This is a genomic window from Clavibacter michiganensis, assembly GCF_021216655.1.
GTDB classification, from domain to species: Bacteria; Actinomycetota; Actinomycetes; order Actinomycetales; family Microbacteriaceae; genus Clavibacter; species Clavibacter michiganensis.
On the sequence record NZ_CP080437.1, the window covers coordinates 178,712 to 195,116 of the forward strand.

Here is a 16,405-nt window from a genome sequence, read left to right on the forward strand (position 1 = left end):
CAGGACGCGCGCCCTCGGGCGTTGTAGGTAGCCGCCAAGCCCGACAGGATCCCGACGTGTTCACTGCCCTCGCCAACACCCCACGCGACTACGCCTGGGGTTCCCGCACCGCCATCGCCGAGCTGCTCGGCCGCGAGGCGTCCGGCGGCCCGGAGGCGGAGCTCTGGCTCGGGGCGCACGACGGCTCGCCCACCCGCGTGGTCGACCCGTCGACGGTCGGCGGCGCGCGGACGCTGTCCGAGTGGATCCACGCGGACCCCGCGACCACGCTCGGTCCGCTCGCCCAGGGCCTCCGCCCGGGCGACGGCCCCGGCCTCCCGTTCCTCCTCAAGGTGCTCGCGGCCGACGGCCCGCTCTCGCTGCAGGCGCACCCGGACCTCCACCGCGCGCGCCGCGGCTTCCGCGACGAGGAGGACCGCGGCATCCCGATCGACGCGCCGCACCGGAACTACAAGGACCCGCTGCACAAGCCCGAACTGATCTTCGCGCTCAGCGACGAGTTCCACGCGCTCTGCGGCTTCCGCCCGCTCGCCGAGGTGCGGGAGGCATTCACGCTGCTGCTCACGCTCGACGCGTCGGGGCCCGACTCCGACCCGGCCGTGATCCGCACGGTGCTGTCGCGCCTCACGGGCTCCGAGGCGGACGTGCTGCGCGACACGTTCGCCTTCCTCATGGGCGGCGGATCCGAGGTGCGCCGCCTCGTCGACCGCGTCACGCTGCTCGCGAGCCTCTCCTCCGACCGGCAGTGCCGCGAGTTCTCGACCGAGATGCGCACCGTGCGGGAGCTGGCCGCGGCCTACCCGGGAGACCCCGGCATCGTCACGTCGCTCCTCCTCAACCGCGTGACGCTCCGCCGCGGCGAGGCCCTCTACCTGCCCGCGGGCAACATCCACGCGTACCTGCACGGCCTCGGGATCGAGCTCATGGCGGCGTCCGACAACGTCCTGCGCGGCGGCCTCACGCCGAAGCACGTGGACGTGCCCGAGCTCCTCGACGTGCTCGAGTTCCAGGCGCTGCCCGTGCCGTACCTCGAGCCCGAGCACGCGGCACCCGGCGTCGAGCTGTACCGGCCCGACGTGCCCGACTTCCTGCTGGCGCACGTCTCCCCGGCGACGCGCGACACGGTCGACGGCGACGCGGGCGCGAGCGTCGTCGACGTCGACGGGCCGGCCATCGTCCTCTGCACCGCGGGCGAGGTGACGCTCCGCGGCGAGGCCTCGACCGTCGTGATGCGCCGCGGCGACGCCGTCTTCGTCACGCCCGACGAGGGCAGGCTCGTCGTCACGGGGGAGGGCGAGGCGTTCCTCGCGACGACCCCGGCGCCCGCCTCCGCGGACGACGACGCGTGACCGAGGCCAGGAGCGCCGTCGATAGGGTTGCCGCATGACATGGTTGGTCACCGGCGGCGCCGGCTACATCGGTTCGCACATCGTCTCCGCGTTCGCGCGGGCGGGCATCGACACGGTCGTCCTGGACGACCTCTCGAGCGGTCACGCGTCGTTCGTGCCCGACGGCGTGCCCTTCCACCGGGGGTCCGTGCTCGACCGCGAGCTGCTGGCCCGCGTCCTCGGATCCGGTGACATCGAGGGCGTCGTGCACGTGGCCGGCTACAAGTACGCGGGCGTCTCCGTCCAGCGCCCGCTGCACACGTACGAGCAGAACGTGACCGCGACGGCCGTCCTGCTCGAGGAGATGGAGCGCGCCGGCGTCGACAGCATCGTCTTCTCGTCGTCCGCGGCCGTGTACGGGACGCCCGACGTCGACCTGGTCGACGAGCGCACGCCCAAGGCCCCCGAGTCGCCGTACGGCGAGTCGAAGCTCATCGGCGAGTGGCTCCTGCGCGACCAGGGGATCGCGAAGGGCCTCCGGCACGCGTCGCTCCGCTACTTCAACGTCGTGGGATCCGGCGACGAGGGCTACTTCGACACCAGCCCGCACAACCTCTTCCCGCTCGTGTTCGACGCTCTGCTCGACGGCCGCACGCCGCGGATCAACGGCGGTGACTACCCGACGCCGGACGGCACGTGCGTGCGCGACTACATCCACGTCGTCGACCTCGCTGCCTCCCACGTCGCGGCGGCCCGCCGCCTCGAGGCCGGCGAGCCGGTCGAGCCCGTGTACTGCCTCGGCAGCGGCGCGGGCGTGAGCGTCCGCGAGATCATGACTGCCATCGCGCGGGCCACGGGCATCGACTTCGAGCCGGAGGTGCGCGACCGCCGCCCCGGCGACCCGGCGCGCATCGTGGCCTCGGGCGAGCTCGCCGCGCGCGACATCGACTGGTCCATGCGCCACTCCCTGGACGACATGGTCACGAGCGCCTGGGACGCCCGCCAGGCTGGCGCCACGGCCTAGCGCCGGCAGCGAGCCGCGGCGCGTCGCAACCCTCGAGGAGCGGCTGAGGGTTTACCCTCCGCAGCTTGACGCGAGCGAGTTACACCGGTGTAATTATGACGATGAGCTGGGGCCGGCCGGGCGCCCCGGCCGCGTGGGGAGATCGTGACATGGCACTACCTGAGCACCACGCCGGAGTCCCCGACGACTGGTTCGTCGACCCCGTCCGACTCGGGGTCCCCGGTGTCCGCGCCGTCGATGACGGCAACCCGCTCGCATGGCAGGCCGACTCGCTCTGCGCGCAGACCGACCCCGAGGCGTTCTTCCCCGAGAAGGGCGGATCCACCCGCGACGCCAAGAAGATCTGCGGATCGTGCGAGGTGCGCAGCGAGTGCCTCGAGTACGCGCTCGAGAACGACGAGCGCTTCGGCATCTGGGGCGGCCTCTCGGAGCGCGAGCGCCGCAAGCTCCGCAAGCGCGCGGTCTGACCCGGCCGTCCGCGCCATCGCGGCCCCCGGCTTCCGGCGCGCCGTCCCGCTGCGGCGGATCCCCACCACGCACCACGTAGGGTCTCCCCTGTCATGCAGCCACGAGTAACCGCGATCCTCGTCGCCCACGAGGGCGCGCAGTTCCTCGACCGGACCCTCCAGGCCCTCGCGGCGCAGACGCGCCGCCCCGACCAGGTGGTCGCGGTCGACCTCGGGTCCCGCGACGGATCCGCCGCCCTGCTCGCGGCGGCCGACCCCACGCGCATGGTGCAGGCCCCGGCGCGGATGACCTTCGGGCAGGCCGTAGACCAGGCCGTCCGGGTGATCCCCGCACCCGAGGGCGACCACGAGCTGCTCTGGCTGCTCTCGGCCGACAACGCGCCAGCGCCCGATGCGCTCGAGCGCCTGCTCGCCGCCATCGAGGCGTCGCCGAGCGTCGCGGTCGCTGGCCCGAAGCTCATGGAGTGGGACCACCCCGGCTACATCCACGAGCTCGGGACGACGCTCACGACGCTCGGCGCGGCCGTGCCCGTCGTCGACGTCGAGCTCGACCAGGCGCAGTACGACGACATGAGCGACGTCCTCGGCGTCGCCGCGGGCGGCATGCTCGTGCGGCACCGCCTCTGGGACGAGCTCGGCGGGTTCGACGAGGCGCTGCCCGTCATCGACGACGCGCTCGACCTCTGCGTCCGCGCGCGACTCGCCGGCCACCGCGTCGTGGTCGTCCCGGCCGCGCGCGTCGCCTCCGCGGGCGACGCCGCCCCCGGCACCGCCTTCCTGGGCAAGCGCACGCCGCGTCGTCGGCGCCGTCGCCTGCGCAGGCAGGCGCAGCTGCACCGTCGCCTCGTCTACGCGCCGCCGGCCGCCGTCCCGTTCCACTGGCTCTCGCTGGTTCCGCTCGCCATCCTGCGCGCGCTGCTCCAGATGCTCCGCAAGCGGCCCACCGCGGCGCCCGGCGAGATCGGCGCGGCCGTGCGGGTCGCCGTCGCGCCCGGACGGATCCGTGCCAGCCGCCGCCGGCTCGCATCCCGCCGGACGGCGCCGTGGTCGAGCATCGCATCCCTGCGCCAGCCGCTCGCGGTCGGCCGTCGCCGCCGGTCGCTGGCCCGGGAGCAGTACCGCGTCGAGCACATGGGCGTCTCCGACGGCGTCGAGTTCCTCGCCACCGGCGGCGGCTGGACCGTGCTCGCCGCGCTCCTCCTCTCCGCCGTCATGTGGCTGCCGCGGCTCACCGGCACCGCCCTCGTCGGCGGCCAGCTCCTGCCGCTCGGCCCGAGCGCCGGCGCGCTGTGGGCGCAGGTCGGCATCGGGGTCCGCGGATCCGGCGCGGGCCCCGTCGCCCCCTCCGATCCCTTCGCCTACGTGCTCGCCGTGCTCGGCAGCGTCACCGCGTGGGAGCCGTCGCTCGCCGTCCTCGGCCTGTTCGTGGCCGCCCTGCCGCTCGCCGCGCTCGCCGCCTGGCTGTGCGCCGCGCAGCTGACGCGCAACGCCTGGCTGCGCGCGCTCGCCGCCCTCGTCTGGACCCTCGCGCCCACCCTTCTCATCGCGCTGGGCGAGGGCCGCCTGCCGGCCGTGCTCGCGCACCTGCTCCTCCCGTGGCTCGCGCTCGCGGTGCTGCGGGCGCCGCGCTCGTGGTCCGCGTCCGCCGTGGCGGGGATCCTGATGGCCGCCGTCGGCGCATCCGCCCCGTCGCTCGTGCCCGCCGTGCTCGTGCTCTGGCTCGTCGCAACGGTGAGGGCCGGACGCCGCGCCGGGCGGCTCGTCACGATCCCGGTGCCGCTGCTCGCCCTCGTCGCGCCCCTCGTCGTCCACCGCGTGATGCAGGGGCAGCCGCTCGCCCTCGCCGCCGACCCCGCCGTGCCCGCCGGCTTCACGCCCGCAGACGTCCCCGGCCTCGCGCTGGGCTTCCCGACCGCCGGCCTCGGCGGCTGGTCCGCGTTCGTCGACGGTCTGGGCGCCGGACTCCCCGCCGCCGTCCCGCTCCTCGTGGTCGCGGTGCTGGTCGCGCCGCTCGTGCTGGGCGCCATCGCCGCGCTCTTCCTCCGCGGATCGCACCGCGCGGCCCTCGCGCTCGGCGTGACGGTGCTCGGCTTCGCGACCGCGGTGCTCGCCGCGCGGACGGTGGTGCAGTCGACCGGATCCGACGTCGTCGCGGTCTGGCCCGGATCCGGCCTCAGCCTCCTGTGGCTCGGCCTCACCGGAGCCCTCGTGCTGGGCTTCGCGACGCTCGGCCGCCGGTCGCTCGCGCCGGGGCTCGTGGCCGCCGTGACCCTCGTCGTGCTCGCCCTGCCGCTCGTCTCGGCCGCGGTCGCCGGATCCACCGCCGTGCGCGCCACCACCGACACCTCGCTCCCCGGCCTCGTGGTCGCGGAGGCCGCCACGGATCCCGCCGTCGGCACGCTCGTGCTCCGCGCCGCGGACGACGGCTCGCTCTCCGCCGACGTCGAACGCGGCGCCGGCCGGACGCTCGAGCAGGTCTCCACGGTCGACTCGACCATCGGCCCGCTGACCGACACGCAGACGCGCGTCGCCGAGCTGGCGGGCAACGTGTCCTCCCGCTCCGGCCTCGACGCCACCGACGAGCTCCGCGCGCTCGGGGTCAGCTACGTGCTCCTCGAGGCGCCAGCGGGCGACGCGGAGGCCGCCGTGCACGACCGCGCGCGCTCCGCCCTCGACGACGACCCGGTCTTCACGGCCGTCGGGCAGACCGAGGCGGGGCTCCTCTGGCGCTTCGTGGGCAGCGACGACCTCGTGGCCCAGGTCGCGGGGCCCGGCAACCTCGACGACCCGGGGCGCGCGGGCGTGCTCGCGGCGCAGGCGCTCGTGTTCGCGCTCACCCTGCTCCTGGCGATCCCCACGGGCGGCCTCGCGGCGCGCAGTCGTCCGCTGCCGGCCTACCGCGAGCCCGTCGCCGCCTCCGACGCGCGCCCGGCCGACGCCGAGGAGCCGCGGCCCGCGCACGACGACCGCGGCACCCCCGCGTACATCGACGAGCCGACCGGCGAGGCCGTGGAGACCGCGTCCTTCGGCGACATCCGCCAGGCGGGGGAGCGTCGCGCCGGCGACGACGGGGAGCGCGACGACGTCGTGCCCGCGCCGGACGCCGACCGGGACGACGACCGCCCCCGCGGCACCGACGACGACCGCAGGAGGACAGATGGCCAGGCGTGACGCCGTGCGCATCGCGACGCGCGTGACCACCGGGATCGTCGGCGTCGCCGTGCTCGGTGTCGTGGTGACCGGCGCGCTGCTGCTCCCGCCCGCCGCGGGTGACGCGAGCGCCCCCTCGGTGCTCGTGACCCCCGTCGTGACCGACCAGCAGCGCGTCTGCCCCGGCTCGCTCCTCCGTCCCCCCGCAGCGGATGCGACGTCCTCGACCACCGCGGTCGCCGTGGGGACCGCCGCCGTGACGAGCGGATCCGCCGCGACCGGGGCGACGGACGCCGCGCCGGCCGTCCGCACCTCGCGCATCCAGGCCCCCGAGGTGCAGGGCGGGGCGTCGAGCGCGCCGTCCGTGCTCGCCGTGGCGGGCGCCGTAGACGACGCCCCGACCGACCTCGCGGGCGCGGCGTCCGAGATCGCGACGGCGTCCGACCTCGCGGGGCTCGCCGCCACGTCGTGCTCCGAGGCCACCGCAGACGCGTGGCTCGTGGGCGGCGCGACGACCACCGGCCGCACCACATTCGTCGTGCTGGACAACCCGTCCGGCGTCTCCTCCACCGTCGACCTCGCCATCACGGGCGAGGAGGGCGCCGTCAGCGCACCCGGGGCCAGCGGCATCTCCGTGCCGGCAGGAGGCCGCCGCGTGCTCAGCCTCGCCGGCCTCGCCCCCGACCTCTCCTCCCCGGCCGTGCACGTCCAGAGCCGCGGTGGCCAGGTCGTCGCCCGGCTCGAGCAGAGCACGGTCCGCGGGCTCCTCGCGGGCGGCGTCGACTGGATCGGCCCGGCCGCCGCCCCGTCCACCGCGCTCACCATGACCGGCCTCCGCATCGACTCGCAGGCGGCGCCCGTCGCGCCCGTCGAGGGCGAGGAGGCGCCTCCCGCCGACGAGGGAGGGGCCGCCGCCGGGGCCGGCTCGGACGGCGGCGCCGACCCCGACCTCGTGACGGCCGTGCGCATCGTGGTCCCCGGATCCCAGGACGCCGACGTCAGCGTCAGCGTCGCCCCCGAGGAGGGCACGGACGGCACGGGGACCACGTTCACCCTGCAGGCCGACGCGGGCCGCACGATCGACGTGCCCGTCTCCGCCCTCCCCGACGGCCGCTACTCGGTCACCGTGCAGAGCTCCGCGCCGGTCACGGCGGCCGTGCGCAGCGTGTCCGGCGCGGCGGAGAGCGGCGCGACCGACTTCGCCTGGCTCCCGTCCGCGGGGGCGCTCTCGCGCGACGCGCTCGTGTCGGTTCCCGCGGGCCCGGCGCCGCTCCTCCACCTGCGGAACGCCGGCGACCAGGCGGCGTCCGTCACGGCGCGCCCGACCGACGGCTCGGCGGCCGTCTCGCTCGACGTCCCGGCCGGATCCGAGGTGTCGGCCGCCGTGGAGGCCGGGCGCACCTACCTGCTCGAGGGCTCCGCCGGCCTCACCGCGACGGTGACCCTCGCCGAGCCCGGGCGATCCGCGGCGCTGCCCGTCGTGCCGGTGCTCCCGGCCGCGGACCCGCTGCGCGTCCACCCCTGACGCCGGGAGGCCCTGACACCGGGAGGCGCTGACACCGGGAGGCGCTGACACCGGGCGGACGCCTGACGCCCGTTCGGGATCCGCGGTCAGTGCGGGTCGTACCTGTCGGGGGCGAGGTCCCACGGGTCCTTGCCGAGCAGCTCGGCGACCGCGCGGTAGACGCAGCCCTCGACGAGCGCCCGCTGGTGGTACTCGTCCTCCTCGTGCAGGTGCGCCAGGCGCTCGATGGGGAGCCGGTAGAAGATGACGCGGCGCTCGTCGGGGAGCACGCTCCAGCGGTCGATGCCGTCCCGCTCGCTGTTGCGGGCGGGCAGCGCGGCGACCTCGAACGAGACGCGGTCGAGCTCGTCGGGCCAGAGGCCGCGGAGGTACTCGGCGGCGGACGCGATGGTCTGGTCGAAGAGGTCGGCGCGCGTGCGCAGCACGGGCAGCTCCGGGCCGGTGACGGGGGAGCGGAGGCCGCGGCCGTGCCGATCCCGCCAGGAGCCCCGGATGGAGACGTGGCCTCCCCGGCGGCGCGATCGTGGCATGGCCCCCATCGTACCGCCCGGGGTCGGCGGTAGTGTGGGCCCGACATGACGAACAGGCCCTGCTCCCGCGTCGGCTGCACCGGCGGCGCCACGACCACCCTCACCTACGTCTACGCGGACTCCATGGCCGTCCTCGGTCCCCTCAGCCACGACTCCGAGCCGCACAGCTACGACCTCTGCGACCGCCACGCCGCCCGTCTCTCGGCCCCGCAGGGCTGGCAGATCGTCCGGCACGGGGTGCTCGGTGAGGTAGGTTCCTGAGCATGACGACGACTCCCGCCGAGACGCTGACCGCCATCGTGAAGACCTACGACGTGCGAGGTCTCGTCGGGAGCCAGCTCACCGAGGAGCTGGTGACGGCCCTCGGTGCGGGCTTCGTCGACGAGCTCGGCGCGGCAGGGGGCGAGATCGTCGTGGGGCACGACATGCGCGACTCCTCGCCGTCCTTCGCGCAGGCGTTCGCCCGGGGCGCGACGGCCCGCGGCGGGAACGTCCTCCTCATCGGGCTGTGCTCCACGGACGAGACCTACTTCGCGTCGGGATCCCTCGACGCCCCCGCGGTCATGTTCACCGCGAGCCACAACCCCGCCACCTACAACGGCCTCAAGTTCTCCCGCGCGGGCGCCCAGGGCATCAGCCTCGACACGGGCCTCGGCGCCATCCGCGACCGCGCCATCGGATTCCTGGCCGACGGCATCGCCGCGGTGGAGCCCGCGGGCCAGGTGCGCGAGCGCGACGTGCTCGCCGACTACGCGGGCTACCTGCGCCAGCTCGTCGACCTGTCCGGCATCCGCCCGCTGCGCGTCGTGGTCGACGCGGGCAACGGCATGGGGGGCATGACCGTCCCGGCCGTGCTCGGCACCGCGGCCGGCCTGCCCGAGCTGCCCATCGAGATCATCCCGCTGTACTTCGAGCTCGACGGCACCTTCCCCAACCACGAGGCGAACCCGCTCGAGCCGGCGAACCTCGTCGACCTGCAGAAGGCGGTCGTCGAGCACGGCGCCGACCTCGGCCTCGCATTCGACGGCGACGCGGACCGCTGCTTCGTCGTGGACGAGAAGGGCCAGGCGGTCACGCCCAGCGCCGTCGCCGCCATCGTGGCGCTCCGCGAGATCTCGCGCGTGAAGGCGCAGTCGCCGGACGAGGACGTCACGGTGCTGCACAACCTCATCACCTCGCGCATCGTCCCCGAGACCATCGAGGCGGCGGGCGCCACGGCGGTCCGCACGCGCGTCGGCCACTCGCTCATCAAGGACCAGATGGCCGCCACCGGCGCCGTCTTCGGCGGCGAGCACTCCGCGCACTACTACTTCCGCGACTTCTGGGGCGCCGACAACGGCATGCTCGCCGCGATGCACCTGCTCGCGGAGTTCGGCCAGACCGACGGCCTCATGTCCGACCTCTCCGCGCGCTACACGCCGTACGCGCTGTCGGGCGAGATCAACAGCACGGTCGACGACGTGCCCGCCGCCTACGAGCGCATCGTCGAGGCCTTCCGCGGCCGCGGCGAGTTCGACGAGCTCGACGGCCTCACGGTCGACGGCCCGGTCGGCGACGACGGATCCTTCTGGTGGTTCAGCGTCCGCCCGTCGAACACCGAGCCGCTCCTGCGCCTGAACGTCGAGGCGTCGACCGAGGCGAAGATGGCCGCCCTCCGCGACGAGCTCCTGGGGCTGATCCGCGGGGCCTGATCCCCGTCCGCACCACCACGACGCCGCGTCCCTCCCGAGGGGCGCGGCGTCGTCGTGTCCGCCCCGCCCGATCCACACCCCCAGGGGGTATGCAGCCATACCCCTCGGGGGTACCATGGACGGAACGGGAGGTGGCCGCCATGGTCGGGTACAGCGAGGGCAAGGACGACATCCTCAAGCGGCTGCGGCGCGCGGAGGGGCAGGTGCGCGGGATCGAGCGCATGGTCGAGTCCGACACGTACTGCATCGACGTGCTCACGCAGGTCTCGGCCGTCACCCGCGCCATGGAGACCGTCGCGCTGAAGCTGCTCGACGACCACCTCGCCCACTGCCTCGCGGAGGCGGCGCGCGAGGGCGGCCAGGTCGCGGACGACAAGGTCCGCGAGGCCTCCGCGGCCATCGCGCGGCTCGTCCGGTCCTGATCCGCCGGCGCCCATCCACATCGCACGACACGAAGGAGACCCCATGACCACCACGACCTTCCCCGTCACCGGCATGACCTGCGAGCACTGCGTCGCGAGCGTCACCGAGGAGGTCGGCGAGCTGCCGGGTGTCGCGTCCGTGGCCGTCGACCTCGTCGTGGGCGGCGAATCCACCGTCACCGTGGAGAGCGACCAGCCGCTCGACCCCGAGGCCGTGCGCGCCGCGGTCGACGAGGCCGGGTACGTCGCGGGGCTCTGACGTGACCGACCCCGCATCCGGATCCGCGCCCGCTCCGGCCGCCGATGCCGCCCCCGCATCGGCGTCCGACGGCGGCCCGGTGCTCACGCGCGTCGACCTCGACGTGCAGGGCATGACGTGCGCGTCGTGCGCGATGCGCATCGAGCGGAAGCTCGGCCGGATGCCCGGGGTCGAGGCCGCCGTCAACTACGCCACCCATCGGGCTCGCGTGCAGCTGCCCACGGGCACGAGCGTCGAGGACGCCATCCGCACCATCGAGCGCACGGGGTACCGCGCGTCCGAGCGGGCCGGGTGGGGGAGCGCGCCGGCGGACGGCGTGTCCGGATCCGCTGCTGCTGCTGCTGCCGCCGCATCCGCATCCGCGGAGCGCGCGCCCGTCGCGGTCGCGGCTCCCCCCGTCCGCCCGGACGCGCCCGCCGCCGCCCCGGATCCCGCACCCGCGCCCGCCCCGGAGGATCCGCCCGCCCGCGACGCCGTCGCCGCCCGCCGCCCCGACGCCGATGAGCTCGCGCTCCGGCAGCGGCTCGTGGTCTCCGCGGCGCTCACCGTCCCCGTGTTCCTCATGGCGATGGTCCCCGCGCTCCAGTTCCCGAACTGGCAGTGGCTGTCGCTCGCGCTCGCCGCGCCCGTCGCGGTCTGGGGCGCGTGGCCGTTCCACCGGTCCGCGGCCGTCAGCGCGCGCCACGGCGGCGTCGGCATGGACACGCTCGTGAGCATCGGCGTCGCCGCCGCGTTCCTCTGGTCGCTCTACGCGCTCTTCCTCGGCGACGCGGGCCGACCGGGCATGCGCATGACCTTGAGCCTCGTCACGGAGCCCGGCGGCGGATCCGGCGACGTCTACCTCGAGGTCGCCGCGGCCGTCACGGTCTTCCTGCTCGGCGGCCGCTACCTGGAGGCGCGTGCCGCCCGCGCGTCCGGCGCCGCCCTCGCCGCGCTCCTCGACCTCGCCGCGAAGGACGTTGCGGTCGTGCGCGACGGCGTCGAGGCTCGCATCCCCATCCGCGACCTGCGCGCCGGCGAGGAGTTCGTCGTGCGGCCGGGCGAGCGGATCGCGACCGACGGCGTGGTCGTCGACGGATCCAGCGCGGTCGACCGCTCGCTCCTCACGGGCGAGTCGCTGCCCGTCGAGGTCGGCCCCGGCGACGACGTCACGGGCGCGACCCTCAACGCCGGAGGCCGCCTGCTCGTGCGCGCCACGCGCGTGGGCGAGGAGACCCGTCTCGCCCGCATGGCCGCGCTCGTGGAGGAGGCGCAGACGGGGAAGGCGCGGATCCAGCGCCTCGCCGACCGGGTCTCGGCCGTCTTCGTGCCCGTCGTGCTCGTGCTCGCCGTCGGCACGCTCGTCGGCTGGCTGCTGCTCGGCTTCCCGCCCGAGGCCGCGTTCACCGCGGCCGTGGCGACCCTGATCATCGCATGCCCGTGCGCCCTCGGACTCGCGACGCCGACCGCGCTCCTCGTGGGCACGGGCCGCGGCGCCCAGCTCGGGATCCTCATCACCGGCCCCGAGGTCCTGGAGTCGACCCGGCGCATCGACACCGTGCTGCTCGACAAGACCGGCACCGTCACCACCGGCGTCATGTCGCTCGTGCGGGCCGTGGCCGCGGCGGGCGTCGACGCCGATGAGCTCGTTCGCGTGGCCGCCGCCCTCGAGGCGCGGTCGGAGCACCCGGTGGCGCGGGCCGTCGTCGAGGCGGCGGGTGCCGGATCCGTCCCCGCCGTCAAGGGCTTCGTCGCGACCGCGGGACTCGGCGTCCACGGCGTGGTGGACGGCCGCGCGGTCGCGGTCGGCCGGCCGTCGTGGCTCGCGGAGCAGTGGGCCGCCGAGCCGGACGCGTCGCTCGCCGAGGCGTTGCGCGGGGCCGAGGCGGAAGGATCCACCGTGATCGCGGTCGCGTGGGACGGTGCCGTCCGCGGGATCCTCGCGGTCGCGGACACCGTCAAGCCCACGAGCGCCGAGGCCATCCGCCGCATCCGCGCCCTCGGCCTCCGTCCCGTGCTCCTGACCGGCGACACCGCGGGCGCCGCGCACCGCGTCGCCGCCGAGGTCGGCATCGACGAGGTGATCGCGGGCGTCCTCCCCGAGGGCAAGCTCGACGCGGTGCGCCGCCTGCAGGCCGAGGGGCGCGTCGTCGCGATGGTCGGCGACGGAGTGAACGACGCCGCCGCCCTCGCGCAGGCCGACCTCGGGATCGCGATGGGCACGGGCACGGACGCGGCCATCGAGGCGGGCGACATCACGATCGTCCGCGGCGACCTCGTGCTCGTCGCCGACGCCGTCCGGCTCGCGCGGCGCACGCTCGGCACGATCCGCGGCAACCTGTTCTGGGCCTTCGCGTACAACGCGGCCGCGATCCCGGTCGCGATGGCCGGCCTCCTCAACCCGCTCGTGGCCGGGCTCGCGATGGCGCTGTCGTCGGTGTTCGTCGTCACGAACAGCCTGCGCCTGCGGTCCTTCCGGTAGCGGGCGGGCGCCCGGTCGTCATCCACGGCCGGGCGTCACGCGTCGGATGCGAGACTGGAGGCATGACCCTGCTCCCGGAAGCCACGTCCACCGCTCTGCCCTTCCGCGTCGCCGACCTCTCCCTCGCGGAGTCCGGACGCCACCAGATCCGCCTCGCCGAGAACGAGATGCCCGGCCTCATGGCCCTCCGCGAGGAGTTCGGCGCGTCGCAGCCGCTCGCGGGCGCGCGCATCGCCGGATCCATCCACATGACCGTGCAGACGGCAGTGCTCATCGAGACCCTCACCGCCCTCGGCGCGCAGGTGCGCTGGGCGAGCTGCAACATCTTCTCCACGCAGGACGAGGCCGCGGCCGCCGTCGCGGTCGGCGCAGGCACCCCGGAGGCGCCCGCGGGCGTGCCCGTCTTCGCCTGGAAGGGCGAGACGCTCGAGGAGTACTGGTGGTGCACCGAGCAGATCTTCGACTGGTCCGGCGAGGCCGAGGCCGCTGACGCCGACTGGACGGGCCCGAACATGATCCTCGACGACGGCGGCGACGCCTCCCTCCTGGTGCACAAGGGCCGCGAGTACGAGCTCGCCGGGGTCGTGCCCGAGACGCCCGAGGACGCCAGCCACGAGTACCGCGTGATCCTCGACACGCTGCGCCGCAGCCTCGCCGCGTCCTCGGACCGCTGGACCCGCCGCGCCGCCGACATCCAGGGCGTCACCGAGGAGACCACCACGGGCGTCCACCGCCTGTACGAGCTGGCGCGCGACGGCGAGCTGCTGTTCCCGGCGATCAACGTCAACGACTCGGTCACCAAGAGCAAGTTCGACAACAAGTACGGCATCCGGCACTCCCTGCCCGACGGCCTGAACCGCGCCACCGACGTGCTCATCGGCGGCAAGGTCGCGTTCGTCGTCGGCTACGGCGACGTGGGCAAGGGCGCGGCCGAGGCGCTGCGCGGACAGGGCGCGCGCGTCATCGTCTCCGAGGTCGACCCGATCTGCGCGCTCCAGGCCGCGATGGACGGCTACCAGGTCGCGAAGCTCTCGTCCGTCATCGAGACGGTCGACATCCTCGTCACCGGCACGGGCAACGTCGACGTCGTGCGCGTGGACGACATCCAGCGCATGAAGCACTTGAGCGTCATCGCCAACGTCGGCCACTTCGACAACGAGATCGACATGGCCGGCCTCGAGCGTCTCCCGGGCGTGGAGAAGGTCGAGATCAAGCCGCAGGTGCACGAGTGGCGCCTGCCGTCGGGCCGCAGCGTGCTCGTGCTCTCCGAGGGCCGCCTGATGAACCTGGGCAACGCCACCGGCCACCCGTCGTTCGTGATGAGCAACTCGTTCACGAACCAGGTGCTCGCGCAGATCGAGCTGTGGGTGCGGAACGAGCAGTACCCGATCGGCGTGTACGTGCTGCCGAAGCACCTCGACGAGAAGGTGGCGCGCCTGCACCTCGACGCGCTCGGCGTGGAGCTCACGGAGCTCCGTCCCGAGCAGGCCGCCTACATCGGCGTGCCGGTCGAGGGGCCCTACAAGGTGGACCACTACCGGTACTGATCCGCGCAGCTCACGCCGGCGCCGTCCGTCCCCTCAGCAGGGGCGGGCGGCGTCGTCGCGTGCGGGCGCCGGGCGGCGGCGTCGCGCGCGCCGGGTCAGTCGGGCGTGGATCCGCCGCGGGCCGGGAACCCGTGCGGCAGCCCCGCGAGGATCGGCTCGAGCGACGCCATGCGGTCGCGCTCCAGCATCAGAGCCCGGTGCTCGCGCTCGCGGCGGACGGCGCCTACGGCAGTGACGAACGATTCGGGATCCGCGGCGGGCAGCGGCGACACGTGCACCGCGGCCTCGTTCGCGAGCTCCGCGGCGAGCCGCGCGCGGGAGGCCGGCGTCATGGCCTCGCGCTGCGTGAGGAAGCGCGCCAGGGGACGGCCGAGCGCGTCCGGCAGGCGGCCGACGTCCGCCTCGGACGCCCACGCGACGAGGTGCGGCGGCACGGGCGGCAGGGGAGCGGGATACGCGGGCACGCGCTCGTGCTGCGAGCGGGTGCCGGCCACGAGGTCGCCGAGCCGCTGGGCGCGTGGGCTCAGGAGGCCCACCAGCGCGGCGAGGCCGCCGAGCGTGAGGTAGATCTCGAGGATCCCGACGAGCGCCCGGGCCACCGCGTGCCGGAGCCCGATGCCGCCGCCGTCCGCCCGCACGATGCGCGCGCCGACGGCCCAGCGCCCGAGCGACCGGCCGCGCGACGCGACCTCGACGACCACGGGCAGGACGACGATGGCGAGCACGACGGCGGCGATGGCGCACGCGGCGCTGGAGGCGTCGTCGAGGAGGCCAGCGCCCGAGAGCCGGCCGATGAGGAGCACGAGCAGGAGGCCGACGACCAGGGACGCGATCACGTCGATGGCGGCCCCGGCGGCCCGCAGCACGAAGCCCGCGGGACGGACGTCGAGGGCGACGGCCTCGCCGACCACGAGCGCGTCGGGACCGTCCGAGAGCATCGGGTCGTGCGCGTCGGCTGCCGCCATGCATATAGTCAAGCAGATGGACCTCGACGCCTACACCGCCGCCCACCGGGACGACTGGGACCGGCTCGCCCGCCTCGCCGGCCGGCGCCGGCTCACCGGACCCGACGCCGACGAGCTCGTCGACCGGTACCAGGCGGGCGCGGCCGAGCTGTCCGCGATCCAGGCGGCGGCCGGATCCACCGCGCAGGGCGACCGGCTCTCGGTGGGGCTCTCGCGGGCGCGCATGCGCTTCACCGGGCAGAGCACGAACGTCGCGTCGCGCATCCCCGCGTTCTTCGCCGTGGACCTGCCGGCGGCCCTGTACCGGATCCGCTGGCTGACGCTCGCGGTCGCCCTCGTCACGGTGGCGATCGTCGCGCTCTACGCCACGTGGATCCTCCGCGACCCCTCGATGATCGCGAGCCTCGGCAGCGACGCCGACCTCCGCAAGTACGTCGAGGACGACTTCATCGACTACTACAGCGAGAACCCGGCCGCGTCGTTCACGGGCCAGGTCTGGACGAACAACGCGTGGATCGCCGCGCAGTGCGTTGCCTTCGGGATCACGGGGCTGTGGGTGCCGTACGTGATCCTGCAGAACGCGCAGGGCCTCGGGACGACGACCGCGGTGATGTTCTCCTACGGCGAGGGCGGCACGTTCTTCTCCTACATCCTCCCGCACGGTCTGCTCGAGCTGACGGCGATCTTCGTCGCGGCCGCCGCGGGCCTGCGCATCTCGTGGGCGTGGATCGCGCCCGGCGCCCGCACGCGCGGCCAGGCGCTCGCCGAGGACGGGCGCGCGCTCATCACGGTGGCGATGGGGCTCGTGCTCGTGCTGCTCGTCTCCGGGATCATCGAGGGCTTCGTCACGCCGCAGCCCTGGCCCGTGCCGCTGAAGATCGCGATCGGGGCGGCCGCGCTCGCGGCGTTCCTCTTCTACATGGTGGTCGTCGGCGGCCGGGCCGTGCGCGCGGGCGCGACGGGCGACCTCGACGAGTTCGAGGCGGGCGGCCGGCGGATCGTCGCGGGCTGAGCCCGTCCGGATCCGTCGACCGCC

Annotated in this window: 14 protein-coding genes; 12 read left to right on the forward strand and 2 right to left on the reverse strand. The window is 74.9% G+C overall.

The window, feature by feature from the left end:
• Window positions 1-56 precede the first annotated feature (56 nt).
• The 5 genes from manA (at window position 57) to K0V08_RS00820 (ending at window position 7,494) form a co-directional block, all read left to right on the forward strand.
• Window positions 57-1,349, forward strand: a complete 1,293-nt coding sequence (gene manA / locus K0V08_RS00800) for a mannose-6-phosphate isomerase, class I (protein WP_079532331.1) — start codon at window positions 57-59, stop codon at window positions 1,347-1,349.
• A 34-nt stretch (window positions 1,350-1,383) separates the two neighbouring features.
• Window positions 1,384-2,352: a UDP-glucose 4-epimerase GalE gene (gene galE, locus K0V08_RS00805; protein ID WP_079532333.1), complete on the forward strand. Its 969-nt coding sequence runs from the start codon at window positions 1,384-1,386 to the stop codon at window positions 2,350-2,352.
• Between the two features lie 149 nt (window positions 2,353-2,501).
• Window positions 2,502-2,819: a WhiB family transcriptional regulator gene (locus tag K0V08_RS00810; protein WP_079532336.1), complete on the forward strand. Its 318-nt coding sequence runs from the start codon at window positions 2,502-2,504 to the stop codon at window positions 2,817-2,819.
• A gap of 93 nt (window positions 2,820-2,912) precedes the next feature.
• Window positions 2,913-5,990: a glycosyltransferase family 2 protein gene (locus tag K0V08_RS00815; RefSeq protein WP_079532338.1), complete on the forward strand. Its 3,078-nt coding sequence runs from the start codon at window positions 2,913-2,915 to the stop codon at window positions 5,988-5,990.
• Complete coding sequence (locus K0V08_RS00820) at window positions 5,977-7,494, forward strand: DUF5719 family protein (protein WP_079532341.1); 1,518 nt, start codon at window positions 5,977-5,979, stop codon at window positions 7,492-7,494. Before K0V08_RS00815 ends, K0V08_RS00820 begins: the two co-directional genes overlap by 14 nt.
• A gap of 86 nt (window positions 7,495-7,580) precedes the next feature.
• Here the strand turns inward: K0V08_RS00820 and K0V08_RS00825 are convergent, their stop codons facing one another.
• Complete coding sequence (locus tag K0V08_RS00825; RefSeq protein ID WP_012037718.1) at window positions 7,581-8,024, reverse strand: metallopeptidase family protein; 444 nt, start codon at window positions 8,022-8,024, stop codon at window positions 7,581-7,583.
• A gap of 45 nt (window positions 8,025-8,069) precedes the next feature.
• On the opposite strand from K0V08_RS00825, the gene K0V08_RS00830 reads away from it, so the two are divergent.
• The 6 genes from K0V08_RS00830 to ahcY all read left to right on the forward strand — a co-directional run bounded on the left by K0V08_RS00830 (window position 8,070) and on the right by ahcY (window position 14,404).
• The gene (locus K0V08_RS00830; RefSeq protein ID WP_012037719.1) at window positions 8,070-8,285 is read left to right on the forward strand and encodes a DUF3499 family protein; all 216 of its coding nucleotides are present in this window, start codon (window positions 8,070-8,072) and stop codon (window positions 8,283-8,285) included.
• 2 nt (window positions 8,286-8,287) lie between these two features.
• Window positions 8,288-9,715, forward strand: a complete 1,428-nt coding sequence (locus K0V08_RS00835) for a phosphomannomutase/phosphoglucomutase (RefSeq protein WP_012037720.1) — start codon at window positions 8,288-8,290, stop codon at window positions 9,713-9,715.
• Window positions 9,716-9,855: 140 nt separating this feature from the next.
• Window positions 9,856-10,137 (forward strand): metal-sensitive transcriptional regulator, encoded by a 282-nt coding sequence (locus tag K0V08_RS00840; RefSeq protein WP_015489737.1) that lies wholly within the window; start codon window positions 9,856-9,858, stop codon window positions 10,135-10,137.
• Window positions 10,138-10,180: 43 nt separating this feature from the next.
• A complete protein-coding gene (locus tag K0V08_RS00845) occupies window positions 10,181-10,396 on the forward strand; it encodes a heavy-metal-associated domain-containing protein (RefSeq protein WP_012037722.1) in 216 nt (71 codons plus the stop codon).
• 1 nt (window position 10,397) lies between these two features.
• Window positions 10,398-12,857 (forward strand): heavy metal translocating P-type ATPase, encoded by a 2,460-nt coding sequence (locus K0V08_RS00850; protein ID WP_079532344.1) that lies wholly within the window; start codon window positions 10,398-10,400, stop codon window positions 12,855-12,857.
• Window positions 12,858-12,919: 62 nt separating this feature from the next.
• Complete coding sequence (gene ahcY / locus K0V08_RS00855; RefSeq protein ID WP_079532346.1) at window positions 12,920-14,404, forward strand: adenosylhomocysteinase; 1,485 nt, start codon at window positions 12,920-12,922, stop codon at window positions 14,402-14,404.
• Between the two features lie 95 nt (window positions 14,405-14,499).
• On the opposite strand, the gene K0V08_RS00860 is transcribed toward ahcY, so the two are convergent.
• Window positions 14,500-15,369 (reverse strand): RDD family protein, encoded by an 870-nt coding sequence (locus K0V08_RS00860; RefSeq protein ID WP_079532349.1) that lies wholly within the window; start codon window positions 15,367-15,369, stop codon window positions 14,500-14,502.
• 16 nt (window positions 15,370-15,385) lie between these two features.
• On the opposite strand from K0V08_RS00860, the gene K0V08_RS00865 reads away from it, so the two are divergent.
• On the forward strand, window positions 15,386-16,381 hold the full coding sequence (locus tag K0V08_RS00865) for a stage II sporulation protein M (RefSeq protein WP_012037726.1): 996 nt from the start codon (window positions 15,386-15,388) through the stop codon (window positions 16,379-16,381).
• Window positions 16,382-16,405 lie beyond the last annotated feature (24 nt).